Source organism: Flavobacterium taihuense (assembly GCF_019351435.1).
GTDB classification, from domain to species: Bacteria; Bacteroidota; Bacteroidia; order Flavobacteriales; family Flavobacteriaceae; genus Flavobacterium; species Flavobacterium taihuense.
On sequence record NZ_JAHWYN010000002.1, the window covers coordinates 62,948 to 82,531 of the forward strand.

Annotated in this window: 11 protein-coding genes; 8 read left to right on the top strand and 3 right to left on the bottom strand. The window is 37.2% G+C overall.

The genetic code is table 11. The annotated features are described in order from the left end of the window. The first annotated feature begins 30 nt into the window (after positions 1-30). The 8 genes from KZH69_RS01980 (at position 31) to KZH69_RS02015 (ending at position 17,042) form a co-directional block, all read left to right on the top strand. Positions 31-2,430 (top strand): glycoside hydrolase family 31 protein, encoded by a 2,400-nt coding sequence (locus tag KZH69_RS01980; protein ID WP_219315787.1) that lies wholly within the window; start codon positions 31-33, stop codon positions 2,428-2,430. A 92-nt stretch (positions 2,431-2,522) separates the two neighbouring features. Beyond that, on the top strand, positions 2,523-4,526 hold the full coding sequence (locus KZH69_RS01985) for a glycoside hydrolase family 97 protein (RefSeq protein WP_219315788.1): 2,004 nt from the start codon (positions 2,523-2,525) through the stop codon (positions 4,524-4,526). Between the two features lie 268 nt (positions 4,527-4,794). Further along, complete coding sequence (locus KZH69_RS01990; protein ID WP_255557621.1) at positions 4,795-6,960, top strand: glycoside hydrolase family 3 C-terminal domain-containing protein; 2,166 nt, start codon at positions 4,795-4,797, stop codon at positions 6,958-6,960. A gap of 6 nt (positions 6,961-6,966) precedes the next feature. Continuing rightward, on the top strand, positions 6,967-8,559 hold the full coding sequence (locus KZH69_RS01995) for a GH39 family glycosyl hydrolase (RefSeq protein WP_219315789.1): 1,593 nt from the start codon (positions 6,967-6,969) through the stop codon (positions 8,557-8,559). A 30-nt stretch (positions 8,560-8,589) separates the two neighbouring features. Beyond that, the gene (locus tag KZH69_RS02000) at positions 8,590-10,824 is read left to right on the top strand and encodes a glycoside hydrolase family 3 C-terminal domain-containing protein (RefSeq protein ID WP_219315790.1); all 2,235 of its coding nucleotides are present in this window, start codon (positions 8,590-8,592) and stop codon (positions 10,822-10,824) included. An 89-nt stretch (positions 10,825-10,913) separates the two neighbouring features. Beyond that, on the top strand, positions 10,914-12,419 hold the full coding sequence (locus KZH69_RS02005) for a cellulase family glycosylhydrolase (protein WP_219315791.1): 1,506 nt from the start codon (positions 10,914-10,916) through the stop codon (positions 12,417-12,419). A gap of 102 nt (positions 12,420-12,521) precedes the next feature. Next, on the top strand, positions 12,522-14,471 hold the full coding sequence (locus KZH69_RS02010) for a sialate O-acetylesterase (protein ID WP_219315792.1): 1,950 nt from the start codon (positions 12,522-12,524) through the stop codon (positions 14,469-14,471). Between the two features lie 162 nt (positions 14,472-14,633). Then, positions 14,634-17,042: a glycoside hydrolase family 95 protein gene (locus tag KZH69_RS02015; RefSeq protein WP_219315793.1), complete on the top strand. Its 2,409-nt coding sequence runs from the start codon at positions 14,634-14,636 to the stop codon at positions 17,040-17,042. Here KZH69_RS02015 and KZH69_RS02020 read toward each other — a convergent pair. The 3 genes from KZH69_RS02020 to KZH69_RS02030 all read right to left on the bottom strand — a co-directional run bounded on the left by KZH69_RS02020 (position 17,007) and on the right by KZH69_RS02030 (position 19,339). After that, positions 17,007-18,077: a Gfo/Idh/MocA family protein gene (locus KZH69_RS02020; protein ID WP_219315794.1), complete on the bottom strand. Its 1,071-nt coding sequence runs from the start codon at positions 18,075-18,077 to the stop codon at positions 17,007-17,009. The genes KZH69_RS02015 and KZH69_RS02020 overlap by 36 nt on opposite strands. A gap of 10 nt (positions 18,078-18,087) precedes the next feature. Continuing rightward, positions 18,088-18,804 (bottom strand): DsbA family oxidoreductase, encoded by a 717-nt coding sequence (locus tag KZH69_RS02025; protein ID WP_219315795.1) that lies wholly within the window; start codon positions 18,802-18,804, stop codon positions 18,088-18,090. 106 nt (positions 18,805-18,910) lie between these two features. Then, a complete protein-coding gene (locus tag KZH69_RS02030; protein WP_219315796.1) occupies positions 18,911-19,339 on the bottom strand; it encodes an ArsR/SmtB family transcription factor in 429 nt (142 codons plus the stop codon). Positions 19,340-19,584 lie beyond the last annotated feature (245 nt).

Sequence of the window (19,584 nt, forward strand, 5' to 3'; positions counted from 1 at the left end):
CAAATCGACTAAAAATAAAAACTAACAACAATGAAAAAAAGACAACTAATACCACTTTCCATATTTATGGTATTTGGACTTTTTGTAACTCCAAAAGGATTTGCTCAAATTCAAAATGCCGATGTTTTGAACGCGCCAATAGACATCAGCAAAGATTTTCAAAATTATCTAAATACTTTTTATTTTGCTGATGAGTTAACCAATTTTGACCCGGCAACAGGAAAAGGAACTATAAAATATTTACGTTACAATTATCAAACACGTCAGGCTTTCAATAATATGATGATGAAGCCAGGTATTGTTCCTTCAAATGAATTTCCAACAACGGAGTATGCAGTTTCTCCTGAATTGCCTTTTCAAATTCAGTTTGTGTCGGATCGTTCAATTCGTATAAAAACTACTTCTGGACCGCAATTTCGTCCTGAAAAAGAGTCATTGATGCTTGTTGACGGAGTAGCTCCAAATCATCCGGAATTATGGAAATCTTCTAAAATCGAAGGAGGTTATAAATACACGAGCAAACATGGTTCTGTTGAGATTTTGTCAAAACCTTGGCACGTAAAAATTTATGACGAAAAAGGAAAGCTACTAACGAGCACGCTTCATGATTCTGATTTTAAAAATACCTACACACCAACACTTTCGTTTTCTTTTGTTCGTAGAAACAGCGATTATTCAAGAAGTATGGGAGCGGCTTTCAGCTTAGAACCAGACGAAAAGTTATTTGGATGTGGTGAATCTTTCACTCAATTCAACAAACGCGGACAAAAAGTGGTTTTATGGACTGATGATGCCAATGGAATTCAAAACGAAACGATGTACAAACCGGTTCCGTTTTATATGAGTAGCCGTGGGTATGGAGTTTTCATGCACCATTCGACTCCAATGACAGTTGATTTTGGAAAATACTTTGGTAGTGCCAATGAAATGTACATTGGTGATGACGAAGCCGATTTGTTTTTCTTCATCGGAGAACCAAAAGAAATATTGGATGAGTATACCAATCTTACCGGAAAAGCAGCAATGCCGCCGCTTTGGTCATTTGGTTTCTGGATGAGCCGTATCACTTATTTCTCTGAAAAAGAAGGACGTCAAGTTGCGAAAGATTTACGTGCCTATAAAATTCCGACTGATGTAATTCACTTTGATACGGGTTGGTTTGATGTAGATTGGAGAAACAATTACGAATTTTCTAAAGATCGTTTTCCGGATGCAGTGAAAATGATGTCGGATATGAAAGATGATGGTTTCCACGTATGTTTATGGCAATTGCCTTATTTCTCGCCAAAAAACACCTTGTTCAATGAAATAATGGACAAAGGTCTTGCCGTAAGAGACCGCAAAGGAAACTTGCCTTATGAAGATGCGGTTTTGGACTTTTCGAACCCAGCAACCGTGACTTGGTACCAAGCCAAATTAAAACATTTATTTGACCAAGGAGTTTCTGTTTTCAAAGTGGATTTTGGAGAAGCTGCACCGCCAGACGGAATTTACCATTCTGGACGTACCGGTTTCTACGAGCACAATTTATACCCTTTGCGTTACAACAAAGCCGTTGCCGAAATCACTCAAAAAGAAAAAGGCTATACTTTAATCTGGGCTAGAAGTACTTGGGCAGGAAGTCAACGTTACCCATTACACTGGGGAGGTGATGCAGAAACAAGTAATGGAGCAATGTCTGCCGAATTAAGAGGAGGTCTTTCATTAGGATTAAGTGGATTCAGTTTCTGGAGTCATGACGTAGGAGGTTTTGCAACCAAATCACCTGAGAATTTATACAGAAGATGGGCACCATTTGGAATGCTTACTTCACACGTGAGAAGTCATGGTGAGCCTCCAAGAGAACCTTGGTTGTACAGCAAAGACTTCTTGGAAGGATTTAGAAACGCCGATAATATGCGTTACGAATTAATGCCTTATATCTATGCACAGGCCAAAGAAAGTTCTCAAAAAGGATTGCCGATGATGCGTGCTTTATTTCTTGAATATCCAAATGACGCAGGAGCTTGGTTGGTAGACAATGAATACTTATTTGGATCCAGTATGTTAGTGGCTCCTTTATTCGAAGAGGTAACAGAAAGAGATGTCTATCTCCCAGAAGGAACTTGGATTGATTATCAAACCAAAAAGGTATACCAAGGCGGATGGCATAAAATCAAGGCAGGCGCTATTCCAATTATAGTTTTGGTTAGAGATGGTTCTGCGATTCCTCATATTGGATTAGCACAATCGACAAAAGACATGGATTGGAGCAAATTAACCTTAAAAGTATATGCTACTGATGCTACCAATACAGCAACTGCTAAAGTATTCTTGCCAGGAACTGACGCGGTACAAACGATTACAGTTTCAAAAAAAGGAAGCAATTTTGAACCTACATCAAATCCATTAACTGGAAAAACCACTTTCAAAACCGAGTGGATAAAATAAATAAGTTGAGTTAGTTTAGTTTTTTAATCGGGGTTTTTGAAATGTCTTAACCCCGATTAATTAAAATGAAGCAAGCCATAAAATAAAATACAATGATAAAGAAACTATTACTTCCCGTTCTATTACTATCCATAAGTTTAGGTAATGCTCAAGGCAAAAAGGCAAAATCCTATGAATTGGCTTCTCCTGGAGGGAAGAACAAAATTCAATTTCAGTTGGTTGACAGCGCGCCAAAATACGCAGTTACCCACGGAAAAACTCAGGTGATTACCCCATCTGACATGGGTTTTATGCTAAAAAATAATGACGATTTAAGCAAAAACTTTGAAATCGTAAAAGTAGAGAATTCCACTTTCGACGAAACTTGGGAACAGGTTTGGGGAGAAAAGAAAAAAATCAGAAACCACTACAACCAGATGGTGGTGCAATTGCAACAAAAAAACAACGAAAAGCGCAAATTGGAAATCCAATTCCGTGCGTTTGATGACGGTGTTGCTTTTAGATATGTATATCCAAAACAAGGAACAAAAGACAGTATTTTCATTATGGATGAAAAAACAACTTTTAACTTGAAGGATGAAGGAAAAGCATGGTGGATTCCTGCTTACAAAGAAAATCGTTACGAATATTTGTATCAACAATCAAGCATAAACGCTATTGACACAGTTCATACACCTTTAACAATTGAAAGTAAAAGCGGATTGAAACTAAGTTTTCACGAAGCAAATCTAATTGATTATGCCAGTACAACATTGGTAAACAGCACAGGAACTCAATTAAAAACCGACTTAGTGCCTTGGGCTGATGGCGTGAAAGTAAGAGTAAAAGACGCCTTCACTTCTTCTTGGAGAACTATTCAAATAGCTGAAAAGTCAGGAGACTTAATAGACTCTTATTTGATTCTAAATCTGAACGAGCCTAACAAAATGGGTAATCCTTCGTATGTAAAACCATATAAATACTTCGGAATTTGGTGGGCAATGCACATCGGAAAATACACTTTTTGGGAAGGAGATAAACAAGGAGCAACTACTGCTCATGCAAAAGAGTATATTGATTTTACCGCCAAAGAAGGTTTACACCACTTATTGATCGAAGGCTGGAACAAAGGCTGGACGCAACAATGGTATGAAAATCATATGCACATGTTCAGCTTCACGCAATGTGCTGATAATTTCGACATTGAAAAAGTGGTTGAATATGGAAAAGAAAAAGGTGTAGAGCTTATTGGATATCATGAAACAGGTTCGAATTTGATTAACTACATGAAACAAATCGATGCTGGTTTTGCTTTGTACAAAAAATTAGGAATCCACACCGTAAAAATCGGTCACGTGGGTTCCAAATTAAACATGAAAGAATGGCATCATGGACAATTTGGAGTAAATTATTTCAGATACGTTTTGCAAAAAGCAGCCGAATATGATTTAGCCGTTTTCTATCACGAACCAATCAAAGACACTGGAGAACGCAGAACTTATCCAAATATGTTGGCTAGAGAAGCTGCACGTGGACAAGAGTACAATGCTTGGAGCGAAGGAAATCCGCCAAATCACGTTGTTATCTTGCCATTTACAAGAATGCTGTCTGGACCAATGGAATATACCCCTGGAGTTTTGGATGTTGAAATCAAACAAGGTTATCCTGGAAAAAGAATTCACGGGACAACGGCGCAGCAATTAGCAATGTATGTAACGTTTTATTCGCCAATTCAAATGTTAGCCGACCTCCCTGAAAATTATGCAGTGCCAGGGTATCAATTCCTAAAAGACGTTCCAACAGATTGGGCAGACACGAAAGTATTGAATGCCGAAATAGGAGAATACCTTACAACCGTTCGTAAAGATCAAAATAGTGAAGATTGGTATTTGGGAAGTATGACCAATGAGAAAAGCAGAGATTTAGATGTTTCATTGTCCTTTTTAGATCCAAAAGCAACTTACGAAGCACAGATTTATGCGGATGCTGAAGGTACAGACGAAACACACAATCCATCAGCAGTTGCTATTTCCAAAAAAACAGTAAAAGCATCAGATGTATTGAAATTGCATTTAGGAGGCGCTGGAGGAACAGCCATCCGATTTAAAAAATTATAAAAATAGTTTGGGCGTGCCCCAAGGGTCGGGCTATCCGTTGCAATCTCCCGAAGAAAAATCGGGAGGATTTCCACTGCTATCCCTCACGCAAATTCTTTATTAATTAAGATATTTTGTGCTTTTCATTCGTTAGCCTAAGTATTTTAAAATTAGTATACCTAACAGGTTAAAAGAAACCTGTTAGGAAACGTAATCCTAACAGGTTTCTTTTAACCTGTTTGGTGTTATTTTGAGAATAGATTGAAACGGTTTTTAACCAATAATTAAAATGAAAAAGTATATCCTATATTTTATTCTTCTATTGTCGATTGTACCAGTTTTGGCACAAAAAAAGCAACAGTACCCTTTTCAAAATTCAAATTTGGATTCTGAAAAGCGCATTGAAAATCTATTGTCATTAATGACTTTGGAAGAAAAAGTGGCGGTATTAAGCACCAATCCTTCCGTTCCAAGATTGGGAGTTGTGGGTACAGGCCATGTCGAAGGATTACACGGATTGGCATTAGGCGGACCAGGCGAATGGGGAGGAAAAGATAAAAAACCAGTTACCACTACCACTTTCCCACAAGCCTATGGTTTAGGAGAAACCTGGGATGTTGATTTGATTCAGAAAGTAGCTCAGGTTGAAGGATATGAAGCACGTTACGCATTTCAAAAATATCAAAGAGGAGGATTAGTAGTTCGGGCGCCAAATGCGGATATCGCCAGAGACCCACGCTGGGGGCGCACCGAAGAAAGTTATGGAGAAGACGCTTTTTTTAATGGAACGATGACTGTAGCTTTTGTAAAAGGGCTTCAAGGAAATCATTCTAAATATTGGCAATCGGCTTCATTAATGAAACACTTTTTGGCCAACAGCAACGAAGACGGAAGAACCTATACTTCATCAGATTTTGATGAACGACTTTGGAGAGAATATTATTCTGTTCCTTTCAGAATGGGTATTGTCGAGGGAGGTTCGCGTGCTTATATGGCTTCTTATAATAAAGTGAATGGAATCCCGGCAATGGTACACCCGATGCTGAAAGACATCACTCAGAAAGAATGGGGACAAAACGGAATTATCTGTACCGATGGCGGTGCTTTCAAGTTGTTACTTTCGGATCATAAATATTATGCCGATTCATATCTCGGAGCAGCCGCAGCCGTAAAAGCAGGAATCAACCAGTTTTTGGATGATTATAAAGAAGGCGTTGACGGTGCAATTGCAAAAGGCTATCTCAATGAAAAAGATATAGACGAAGTCATTAGAGGAGATTTTCGTGTAATGATAAAATTGGGAATGCTAGACGGTGCTGATGCCAATCCGTATGCAAAAATTGGAACAGACAAAGACACAATAGATCCTTGGAAATCCGAAGCTCACAAGAAATTGGCATTGGAAGCAACATTAAAATCAATTGTTTTATTAAAGAATGATCCTGCCAAACAGTTGTTGCCTTTGCAAAAAGAAAAACTAAATACCATTGCCGTAATCGGTCTTCGTGCCGATGAGGTGCTTTTGGACTGGTACAGCGGAACACCTCCTTATGTGGTAACACCTTTGCAGGGAATTAAGAATAAGTTAGGAGACAAAGTAGAAATTTTATACGCCAAGAACAATGCTGACGGGAAAGCAGCCACTATAGCCAAAAAAGCAGATGTTGTCATTGTTATCGTCGGGAATCATCCGGTTTGTAATGCCGGTTGGGCTGATTGCCCAGTTCCGAGCGAAGGAAAAGAATCCGTAGATCGTCAGTCTTTGACATTGGAGCAGGAAGATTTAGTCAAGATTGCATATCAAGCCAATCCGAATATAGTGGTGGCGCTCATCAGCAGTTTTCCGTATGCCATTAATTGGACACAAGAACATATTCCAGCGATTGTGCATATGACACAAAATAGTCAGGAATTGGGAACAGCTTTGGCCGATGTTTTATTTGGAGATTATAATCCTGCAGGAAGATTGACTCAAACTTGGGTAAAAGACATTACGGATTTACCCGATTTATTGGATTACAACATCCGCAACGGAAGAACCTACATGTATTTTCAAGGAAAACCTTTGTATGCTTTCGGTCACGGATTGAGCTACACTAGTTTTGCATATAATTCGATAGCCACAAACAAGGAAACTTTAGAAAAAAATAAAGAAATAACAGTTTCGGTTTCGGTTACCAATTCTGGAAAAAGAGACGGAGAGGAAGTTGTGCAATTGTATGTGAAATCTATAGAGTCGGCAATTCAGCAACCCATAAAAGCATTAAAATCTTTTCAAAGAATACTTTTGAAAGCAGGAGAGACCAAAACAGTTGCTCTGACTTTAAAAGCTAAAAATTTAGAATATTGGAATACAACCAAACAACAATTTGAACTCGAAAAAGGACAAATTGAAATACAAGTTGGAAACGCCTCAGATAAAATTCTTTTGACCAAAAAAATAATCGTGAAATAAATTACAATGAAAAAATATTTATTAGTACCAATTATTCTGTTATCACTAAGCAACGTCTCATTGTTTGGACAAGATACGAATGGGAAAAAATCAGTTGCAGCAGATCGAATTATAAAAGTCGATTATAATAAATCAGCAGGAAAATTGAATACAATGTTCAAAGAATGTATTGGAGCAGGCAGAGCCAATGAAGGATTACGTGCTGATTGGCAACAACAATTGGCTTTGGCAAAAAAAGAATGCGATTTCAAGTACATTAGGATGCACGGTTTATTGACCGATGATATGGCCGTTTACAAAGAAGATAGTAAAGGAAATCCTGAATACAATTACCAATATATTGATGCCTTGTATGATTTTCTTTTGAGCATCAAGATAAAACCTTTTGTTGAATTAGGGTTCATGCCTTCGGCTTTGGCCAGTGGCAACGAAACCATTTTTTGGTGGAAAGGTAACGTAACTCCTCCAAAAGATTATAAAAAATGGGAAGACTTAATTCGCAACTTAACACAACATTTTACCGAACGTTATGGTGCAGATGAAGTGAAGACTTGGTATTTCGAGGTTTGGAACGAACCCAACTTATCACCAGGTTTTTGGACAGGAACCCAAGAGGAATATTTCAAATTATATGACTATACAGCTAGAGCTATCAAAAGCGTAAACCCAGCTTATAAAGTGGGAGGTCCTGCAACTGCCGGAGCGGCTTGGGTGCCTGAAACAATTGAATTTGCTACTAAAAACAATGTCCCTTTAGATTTTATCTCTACACACGCTTATGGAGTGGGTCAAGGTTTTTTAGATGAATTTGGAGGTTCTGGAACGGTTTTGAGTAAAGATGCGTCGAGTGTGAGTGGAGAAGTAATTAATTCGCGCAAGCAAATTTCAAGTTCGACTAAACCAAATTTGGAATTGCATTATACGGAATGGAGTTCATCATACACTCCTGCAGATCCAATTCACGATAGTTATCATTCGGCTGCCTATATTCTTCAAAAATTGAAACAAGTGGGTAATGCTGCAAACTCTATGTCTTATTGGGTTTTTACCGATATTTTTGAAGAACCAGGCCCAAGATTCACTCCTTTTCACGGAGGTTTCGGACTGTTGAATACACAAGGAATTAAAAAGCCAGCCTATTTCTCTTACTCTTTTTTAAACAAATTGGGAGAAACAGAGCTTCAAAATGCTGATACATCTTCTTGGGCGACTAAAAATGCAAAAGGTAATGTACAAGTTTTGTTTTGGGACTTTACCTATACTTTGCAGGATGCTACAAATAATCAACAATATTACATTAAGGATTTACCATCAAAATCAAAAGGAGCTGTAAAAATTGAAGTGGCAGGACTGCAAAAAGGAAAGTATACTTTAGAAATTTATAAAGTAGGTTACAAAGCGAATGATGTGTTCACCGATTATTTAGGAATGAATAAACCGAATCAGCTTAACCTTCAACAAGTAAGTACTTTGAAACAACGAAATAATGGTTCACCGATTGTGACAGAAAATATAACTATCGATTCAAAAGGAATGTATAGCAAAGAATTTAACATAAATGAAAATGATGTGCTGTTGCTGAATTTTGTAAAGCAATAGTTGAAAAAATAAGACAAAAAACAATTAGTTATGAAAAATAAAATAATCAAATTATCCTTTTTTTCAATGTTATTGGTTACAGGATACAATGCGAATTCACAAACTGTTAAAAGTACAAAAGTCAAAGAATCTATTGTGGCAAAATCTTTAACTTCAAAAAACGATGCCGAAATCGACAAGCTGATTTCAAAAATGACGCTGGAAGAAAAAATAGGAATGTTGCATGGTAACAGTATGTTTGCTAATGGAGGAGTAAAACGTTTAGGCATTCCAGAATTAAAAATGGCCGATGGACCATTAGGGGTTCGTGAAGAAATTTCTCGTGATAGTTGGGCTCCTGCGGGATTAACTAATGATTTTGCGACTTATTACCCGGCAGATGGAGCTTTGGCTGCTACTTGGAATCCTTCGTTGGGGTACACCTTTGGTAACAGTGTAGGGCAGGAATTGAGAGCCAGAGATAAAGATATGTTGCTTTCGCCGGCAATTAATATCGTGAGAACTCCTCTTGGAGGAAGAACGTATGAATATATGACCGAAGATCCATTTTTAAATAAAAAAATGGCTGTACCCGTGGTTATTGGTTTACAGGATAACGATGTAATGGCTTGCGTAAAACACTTTGCCGCCAATAATCAGGAAACAAATCGTGATTTTGTTGATGTTCAAATGGACGAGCGTACGCTTCGTGAAATTTATTTGCCAGCATTCGAAGCTGCTGTAAAAGAAGGGAAAGCCTATAGCATAATGGGGGCTTATAACAAGTTTAGAGGTGAATATTTATGCGAAAACGATTATATGTTAAATAAAGTATTGCGTGACGAATGGGGTTTCAAAGGTGTTGTTGTTTCCGATTGGGCTGCGGTACATTCCACAGTAAAATCCTTAAACAGCGGTTTGGATATCGAAATGGGAACGCCTACAACAAAGTTCAACGAATTTTTCTTGGCCGATAGATTAATTGCAGCTGTCAAAGCTGGAGAAATTTCAGAAACCGAAATTAATAAACACGTAAAAAGAATATTAGGAGTCTTATTTCAAGTAAAAGCAATGGGCGGTAAAGACCGCGTTAAGGGAAGCATTGCAACCGAAGCTCATTACCAAGATGCCTATAAAATTGCAACAGAATCAGTGGTTTTGTTGAAAAACGATAACAACGCTTTGCCTTTGAAACTGGATGGTGTGAAATCCATTGCAGTAATTGGAAATAATGCAACGAAGAAAAACGCTTTGGGCGGATTTGGCGCAGGAGTTAAAACAAAAAGAGAGGTTACACCTTTGGACGGATTGAAAAGCAAATTGCCAAGCTCAATCAAAATCAACTATGCCGAGGGATATTTAGAGCGTTATGAAGAAAAAAAGGTTGGTAAATTAGGGGATATTACAATGAATGGTCCTGTAACCATTGACCAATTGGATCCTGCTAAATTGCAGGAAGCTATTGAAGCTGCTAAAAATTCAGATGTTGCAATTGTTTTTGCAGGTTCCAACCGTGATTATGAAACAGAAGCCTCTGACCGTAGAAGTCTAAAGTTGCCATTTGGACAAGAGGAATTGATTCAAAAAGTATTGGCTGTAAACCCAAGAACCATTGTGGTTATGGTTGCAGGAGCGCCTTTTGATATTGATGAAATAGGTAAAAAAACGGATGCTTTAGTTTGGAGCTGGTTCAATGGTTCTGAAGGAGGAAATGCCTTAGTAGATGTATTATTAGGAAAAGTAAATCCGTCGGGTAAATTGCCTTGGACAATGCCTAAAAACATTATGGATTCACCGGCACACGCTACAAACAGCTTCCCTGGAGGGAAAACTGTTGACTATGCGGAAGGAATTTTAGTTGGATACCGTTGGTTTGACACCAAAAAAATTGAACCTCTTTATCCTTTTGGATACGGATTGTCATACACCTCTTTTGCTTTCGATAATGCTAAAACAGATAAAAAAGAATACACAGCCGATGAAACAATTGCAGTTTCAGTAACGGTTAAAAACACAGGGAAAGTAGACGGAAAAGAAGTTGTTCAATTGTACGCTTCAAAATCGGATTCACAAATTACCCGTGCTGCCCAAGAATTGAAAGGATTCCAAAAAGTATTGGTTAAAACTGGAAATTCTGCAACAGTAACAATCAAAGTTCCGGTAAAAGAGTTGGCTTATTACAATGTGGAAACTAAAAAATGGACAGTAGAGCCTGGAAATTATACTTTGAAATTGGGAAGTTCTTCTCGTGATAGTAAGAAAGAAGTAATCGTAACCATTAAGTAGCATTCACATCCTTTATAATTTGAAACCAGAATCTGCATTTTTTTTTGTGGATTCTGGATTAACTAACCATAAAACCAATAATTGCGAAAATGAAAAACACAGTAAACAATCGATTATTTAGAATCCTTTTATGTATCCCTTTTTTAGGTCTTTGTGCTTGTAGTTCCGATTCAGGGACAGATAAAAAGCCAGAAGCAATAACGCTTTCAGCAGATACTAACAAAATTGATTTTCAAACTAAAGGGAATGCAGCTGCTGTCAAAGTAACCACCAATGCAACAGCTTGGACAGTGACTACTTCAGATGCTTCTTGGATACAGTTGAGTCTGCTTACAGGGGGAACAGGTACAACAACATTTAATATAACAGCGTCTGAGAATACTGCTACAGCAACAAGAACCGCTATAATTACTATCAGTTCCAATCAAGCTGTATCTGTACAAATTTCGGTTTCTCAACTTGGCGCAGCTCCAGTTGTAATCACGATTCCAAGTTACAATACCAGTCCGCTTCCGGCTGATGCAACAGGAATGACGAGTAATGCCGTAGAACTTGCCGCTAAAATCAAATTAGGATGGAATATTGGGAACACACTTGAAGCTACAGGAGGAGAAACTGCTTGGGGAAATCCAAAAGTTACTAAAGCATTGATTGATTTGGTTAAAGCAAATGGTTTTAATGCGATTCGAATTCCGTGTTCTTGGAATCAAAACATGACTAATTCCACCACTGCAGAAATAAGTACAGCATGGTTGAATCGAGTAAAAGAAGTAGTTCAGTATTGTATTGACAATGATATGTATGTCATCGTTAATATTCACTGGGACGGCGGATGGCTTGAAAATAATGTTACCGAAGCTAAAAAAGTAGAAAATAATGCAAAGCAAAAAGCGTTTTGGGAACAAATAGCAACACAGTTACGTGGTTTTGATGAACATTTACTTTTTGCAAGTGCCAATGAACCTAACGTTGACAATGCAACTCAAATGGCTGTTTTAACATCGTATCACCAGACGTTTATTGATGCAGTGCGTTCTACAGGAGGTAAAAATGCAAACCGTGTGTTAATTGTTCAAGGACCATCTACAGATATTGAAAAAACAAACAAATTAATGTTGACTTTGCCTACTGATAAAGTGACTAGTCGTATGATGGTTGAAGTACACTATTATACACCTTATCAATTTTGTCTAATGGACAAAGATGCTGATTGGGGTAAAATGTTCTACTATTGGGGAGCCAATTATCATTCTGCAACTGATCTAACACGCAATCCAACTTGGGGAGAAGAAGCCGATTTGGATAAATTTTTCCTTTCTATGAAAACGCAATTTGTAAGTAAAGGTATTCCGGTAATCTTAGGAGAGTTTGGAGCTATTAGACGTGATTTAACTGGCGATGCACTGACTTTGCACCTCAATTCAAGAGCTTATTACTTAAAATATGTTGTAAAACAAGCTAAAGCTAATGGTCTAATTCCGTTTTATTGGGATGCAGGAAATATGGGAGTAAATACAATGTCTTTATTTAATAGAACAAATAATACGGTTTATGATCAGCAAGCATTAACTGCTTTGCAGGACGGATTGAAGTAATTTCAGAGTTGCTATGTTGTTGAGATTCTATGATTCTAAGTTTTGTTAAGACTAAGTATCATTGAATACCAGTAGCTTAGAGCCTTTTTAAAGATAAAAAAAATGAAAAAAAGTATAGTATTTCTTTTTCTGATTTCTTGCATAATGGCAAGTGCCAATGTTCGAATGCCTTTGTTGTTTTCTGACGGAATGGTTTTGCAGCGCAACAAAGTGATTCCGGTTTGGGGTTGGGCCGACGCCAATGAAAAAGTGGAAGTTCACTTTAATAAGCAAACCAAAACCATTACTGCCGACGCAACCGGAAAATGGATGGTAAAATTAGATTCGGAAAAAGCAGGAGGACCTTTTGAATTAACCGTTAATGGGAAAAACAAAATTGTCATCAGCAATGTTTTGGTTGGCGAAGTCTGGATTTGCTCGGGACAATCCAACATGGAGTTTCAGGTGTATAAAACAATGAATTCTCAAGCAGAAATCAGCGATTCAAATTACCCGATGATTCGTCATTTTGGAGTAGCCCAAGATTTAAGTGGTACTCCAAAAGAAGATTTAAAAGCAGGAAAATGGGAAGTGAGTAACAAAGAAACCGTTGGGAATTTCACGGCTATTGGCTATTATTTTGCTAAAAAATTATATGCAGAATTAAAGATTCCAATCGGGATTATTAATACCTCTTGGGGAGGAACCAATGTAGAAACCTGGACAAGCCATGAAGCTTTTCAAAAAAGCGATGAATTCAAGGATATGATTGCCAATGTGCCTTGGGTTAATATGGATGCGATTTTTGAAACTTACAAAAAATCACTTTTAGACAATATTCAAAAAATTCAAGGTTTTGAAGTAACTGATGTCAATCAGGATCAATTTAAAAATTCAGATTTTAAAGATGCCAACTGGCCAGAAATAAAAGTTCCTTCTCTTTGGGAAAATCAACAAATCGGAAATATTGATGGCGTTGTCTGGATGCGAAAAACTATTATTTTATCTGCAGAGCAAGCCAAAAAAGAAGCCGTTTTGTATTTGTCTAAAGTTGATGATGAAGACCAAACCTTTGTTAATGGTGTACAAGTGGGAACCAACAATATTTGGGAAGTAAAAAGGGTTTATAAAATTCCTGTTGGTGTTTTAAAAGAAGGATCAAACGTAATTGCTGTTAAAATAACTGATTATACTGGAGGCGGAGGTATCTACGGAGATCCAGCTGATTTGAAAATTGATTTCAAAGATGCAGCTGTTGCGCTTGATGGATTATGGAAATTCAATGTGGTAAATGTAAAAATTTCCGTTTCACCAAACAGTTATCCTTCGTTATTGTATAATGCGATGGTCAACCCATTAATTCCTTATGCTTTTGAAGGGGTTTTATGGTACCAGGGCGAAGCGAATGTTTGGAGAGCCAATCAATACAAAAAAGCATTTCCTCTAATGATTACCGATTGGAGAACCAAATGGAATCAAGGAAACTTTCCTTTCTATTTTGTGCAATTGTCAACTTTTGATGAGTTTGGCGGAAACAGTACAAAAGGAAGCCGTTGGGCAGAACTTCGCGAAGCACAAACCGAAACCTTGAAAGTACAAAACACAGGGATGGCAGTAACTACTGATATTGGAAATGCAAAAGATATTCACCCGACAAACAAGCAAGATGTTGCAAAACGTTTAGCATCTATTGCCTTGAATGATATTTATGGTAAAAAACAAGTTTGCAGCGGACCAATGTACAAATCAATGGAAATCAAACAAAACCAAATTATCCTAACTTTTGATAAAATCGGTAGTGGATTATTAAGTTCGGATAATTCACAAAACGTAAAAGGTTTTGAAATTGCAGGTGCCGACAAAGTTTTTTATTCCGCGAAAGCGATTATCAAAAACAATAAAATAATAGTTTCCAGTGAAAATGTAAAAAATCCTGTGGCAGTTCATTACGGATGGGCTGACGATGACACGGAAATAAACCTTTTCAATAAAGAAAAATTCCCTGCATCCCCTTTCAGAACCGATGATTGGGAAATGATTACGGCCAATGAAAAATATAGTATTAGTAAGTAATTATAAGGGCGTGACCCCATTTACAAAAGGCGCTGTTCAGTAAACTGCTTATTGTGCGCCTTTCGTAAATGCGGTCGGGCTATCCGCACTACTTCGGTAGTTTGCTGTTATCCCTCACGCATCTGAAGTGCAAATAAGATCTTTCATATAAATAAATAATACATGAAATCAAATCTTTTAAAAAAACTGTTTCTAGTATTCATCTGTTCGTCTTTTGGCGGAAAAGTTGTTGCACAATCCAATCATATTCTATGGTACAACCAACCGGCCGATTATTTTGAAGAAAGCTTAGTTTTGGGAAATGGAAAAATGGGAGCGACGGTTTTTGGAGGTGTCAATACGGAAAAAATTTATTTGAACGACATCACGCTTTGGTCGGGAGAGCCCGTAAATGCCAATATGAATCCTGAAGCTTACAAAAATATTCCCGCCATTCGCGAAGCATTAAAAAACGAGGATTATAAGTTGGCCGACGAATTAAACAAAAAGATTCAAGGAAAGAATTCCGAATCGTATGCGCCATTGGGAACTATGGAGATTAATAATTTTCAGGAAGGAAAAGTTTCCAATTATTACAGGGAACTGGATATTTCCAATGCAACTTCCAAAGTCAGTTATGAAATTGATGGCGTAAGATATACGCGCGAATATTTTGTTTCGGCTCCAGACCAAATTATGATCATCAAATTGACAAGCAGTAAAAAGGGAGCTTTGAATTTTGATATCCATTCGAGTAGCTTGCTAAAATCGAACGCCGAAGTAAAAGACAATATTCTTTCAATGAACGGTTTTGGACCAATTCATGAAAACCCGGGATATGCTGTTCCGCTTTCCTTTATTTTGGAAAAGGAAAGAGGAACGCGATTTACAAGTTTGATAAAAATTAAAAATACAGACGGCACAGTTGTAAGCACTGCCAGTAGTTTGGGACTAAAAGACGGAACTGAAGCTATAATTTATGTTTCAATATCAACCAGTTTTAATGGTTTTGACAAAAATCCATATACTGAAGGATTAAATAGCAAAGCAAATGCTTCATCCAATTTAAACAAGGCATTTACAAAATCGTTCGATAAATTAAGGCAAGCTCACATTTCTGATTATCAAAAATTCTTCGATAGGGTAAGTTTAAGTTTAGGAAAAACCGCCGCACCGAATTTACCGACTGACGAACGTTTGTTGCGCTACTCAGATGGGAAAGAAGATAAAAATCTGGAAATCTTATATTTTCAGTATGGGCGCTATTTGCTGATAAGTTGTTCCAGAACCAAAGGTGTTCCTGCTAATTTGCAAGGACTTTGGAACCCACACTTAAATGCGCCTTGGAGCAGTAATTACACCATGAATATCAATTTGGAAGAGAATTATTGGCTTGCCGAAAATACCAATCTTTCCGAAATGCATACACCTCTTTTGAGTTTCATAAAAAATCTTTCAGTAACGGGTAAAGTGACCGCCAAGACTTTCTATGGAATAAATGAAGGTTGGGCTGCTGCCCATAATTCAGATATTTGGGCTATGACAAATCCAGTTGGAGTTTTTGGAAACGAAGATCCTGTGTGGGCTTGTTGGAATACAGCAGGAGCATGGTTAAGCACGCATATTTGGGAGCACTATATTTTTAGCCAAGACAAAAATTATCTAAAAAACGAAGGGTATCCGATTATGAAAGGGGCTTCTGAGTTTTTTTTGCAATGGATGGTTACGGACAAAAACGGAAGCTTAATCACTTCGCCATCAACTTCTCCAGAAAACAAATACAAGACCCCAGATGGTTTTATAGGCGCAACATTGTACGGAGGAATGGCAGATTTGGCTATGATACGCGAATGTTTTGATAAAACCATTAAAGCGTCCAAAGTTTTAAATGTGGATGCTGAATTTAGTGCAAAACTAGAGACGGCGCTTTCCAAATTCTATCCTTATCAAATTGGTAAAAAAGGAAACCTTCAGGAATGGTATTTTGATTGGAATGATGAAGATCCTAAACACCGTCATCAGTCGCATTTGTTTGGTCTTTTTCCTGGAGACCACATTACACCATTAAAAACGCCTGAATTGGCCAAGGCTTCGAGAGCTACTTTGGAAATAAAAGGTGATGAAACGACGGGTTGGTCAAAAGGATGGCGTATTAATCTTTGGGCAAGACTTTGGGACGGTAACCGTGCTTACAAAATGTATCGCGAACTGCTTCGATACGTAGATCCAGATGGAAAGAAAACGGAGAATCCAAGAAGAGGAGGAGGAACGTACCCCAATTTGTTCGATGCTCATCCTCCGTTTCAAATTGACGGGAATTTTGGTGGAGCTGCAGCCGTTGCCGAAATGCTGGTCCAGTCAAATGAAAATGAAATCCAATTACTTCCAGCCTTACCAGACGCTTGGGATAGTGGAAGTGTGAAAGGAATTTGTGCCAGAGGAGGTTTTGAAATTTCGATGGAATGGAGTGCAAAAATGCTAAAGAAAGTTTCGGTATTCTCTAAAAACGGTGGAAAAACAACGCTGATATGTGGGAATAAAAAACAAGACATTACTTTAAAAAAAGGTCAGAAGACAGAAATAGTTTGGTAAAAAAAAACAGAGGTACTCATTTAGTAGCACCTCTGTTTTTCTTTTGATGTAGAATCGGTTCCCTATTATTTGATCCATAACCCAACTGGTATGTGTTGCTGTAACTCCACTGGATGGATGTTTAGAATTTCCTAAAAGATGTTCCCGCATTTGTTCTACATGATACAATTGAATGTTTTCAGGATGCTCTATTTGGTGACTTGATTCACCTTTTTCCGTATTAAGAATTAATGGGGTATTTTCAAAAACTGAAAATGTGATTTTACCTTTACTGCCATAAATTTCAACTACATCTTCCCGTTCAAAAGCGCCGAAATTCCAACTACCGCTACCTGTTATTCCAGATTCGTGAAGCCAGTAGGCGGATGCAGCATCTTTGGAAGTGTACAACCCTTGTTGATTGAGACTAATTCCATGAACTTCTTTTATGGTTCCAAAATAATGAATAAACAAGTCCAATCCGTGACTGGCCAAATCATCGAAATAGCCACCAGTGGCGATTGTTTTGTCGGTTCTCCAGTTGTATTCGCCTGAGCGATCTTGATCTGTTGTTGGTTTGCTCAAATGCCAGCGGATGTGTCTCACATCTCCAATAGTTTTCGAATCAATCCATTTCTTTATTTGCTCAAATCTTGGTAGTGTTCGTCTGTAATAGGCAACGAATAAAGGAATGTTTTTCGCTTCAAAAGCTTCGGTGAGACTCAAACAATCGTGGAAATTGGGTGCCAAAGGTTTTTCGATACAGCATGGTTTTCCAGCCTCAGCTACTTTTAATCCATATAATTTATGGGTATCAGGTGGAGTAGCAATATATATGGCGTCAACTTCAGGATCATTGATCAGTTCGTCCGCATTTGTGTAATATTTGTTTATTCCATGTCTTTTGGCATAATCCGCCGCTTTTTCTGCATCTCTGCGCATTATTGCTTTTATGGTAAAACCGGCTGTTTTTTGATAGGCTGGACCACTTTTTAATTCCGTGACATTGCCACAACCAATAATTCCCCAACGTATTGTTTTGGTGATTTTACTCATATTTATTGTATTATTCACAACCGTCAATTCCGCAACTGTTTTGGTCAGTGGTATTTTGAAGTTTTAATTTGGTATTAAAATTTCCTTCTTCCCAGGTTTTTTCCAATGTTTTCAAAAACACCTCCGTTGCTTGTGCTCCAGATACAGCATATTTATTGTCAAATACAAAGAAGGGAACACCAGTTACACCAATAGCCTGTGCTTCTTCTTGGTCTTGTCGAACCTCTTTGGCATAAATGTCTGAATGTAATACGTTTTCAATCGCTTCTTTTTCTAATCCGACTTCGAAACCCAACGATTCTAAAGTGTTCAAATCATTTACATCTTTACCATCAGTTAAATAAGCTTTGAATAAAAGTTCTTCTAATTCGTTCGATAAATTATATTTTTTGGCCAAATGCAACAATCGATGAGCATTTAATGAATTGGCCAAAAGGGCTTTCTCAAAATGAAAATCCAATCCCGATCTTTTCGCATTTTCAGTCATATTGTCTATCATCGTTTGTGCCCAATCGGTATCTTTTCTATATTTTTCTGCCAAATGATCAATGATGCTTTCATTTGGTGTTGCCACAAAACTCGGATCCAATTGAAAACTTTTCCATTCAATAGCAACAGAATCTTTATTTTTGAATTGAGTCAATGCTTCCTCTATTTTTCTTTTTCCTATATAACAAAACGGACACATTACATCCGACCAGATTTGTATTTTTAATTGATTTTTCATATTTAATTTTTTCTGCCTAGGCAAAGGCTTTAAAATGCAAAATTATGAAATTGGATATTGAAGCTTTTGCATTTAGGATTTTATTGTGAATTAACTAAGTGTGATGTTAATCTGTTTTGTTTTTTTTATTTGGGAATTGATAGTTGTATTGTTTTAAATTCAATTTTTTTTCATTTTTCATTTTAGCGCCAGATGTTGGAACTACTGTTTTTTCTTCATTGGAGATTACTCTGTTGGATAGGTAATTGGTCAAATATTTTTTAAGTATTTGTATTTTGTCAACTTCAATAGAATAAATGGTTTTCTTTCCTTCGTTTTTTACATTTAATAGGTTGGCTTTTTTTAATTCTAATAAGTGCTTCGATATTGTTGATTGTGCCAAAGGGATCAGAGATACGATTTCGCCACAAGTTCTATTGTTTTTTTTCCACAAAAGAGACATAATTTGTATGCGCGTTGGATGACCAAGTGCTTTACAAATTTCAGCTATGGCATTTGTTTCGCTGTCGAAATCGAAGTGTTTGGTAGTTCCCATAATTCTCTTTTTAAATCTTATCGTAATTTAGCGATTATATTTGATTCAATGGGCAATATTGTATATTTCTTCGGATAATTTATTGATCCTTTTCTAAGAAAAATGATATTTGGTAAATAATTTTCAAGTAAAATTTTTAGTTTATAAATATTTAAATCTACTATTTGGGATTTAAATATATTCCTCGGTAAATTTACTAATTACACTTTTGTTTTTTCTGTTTACCTTATCATTTTTAAATTTAG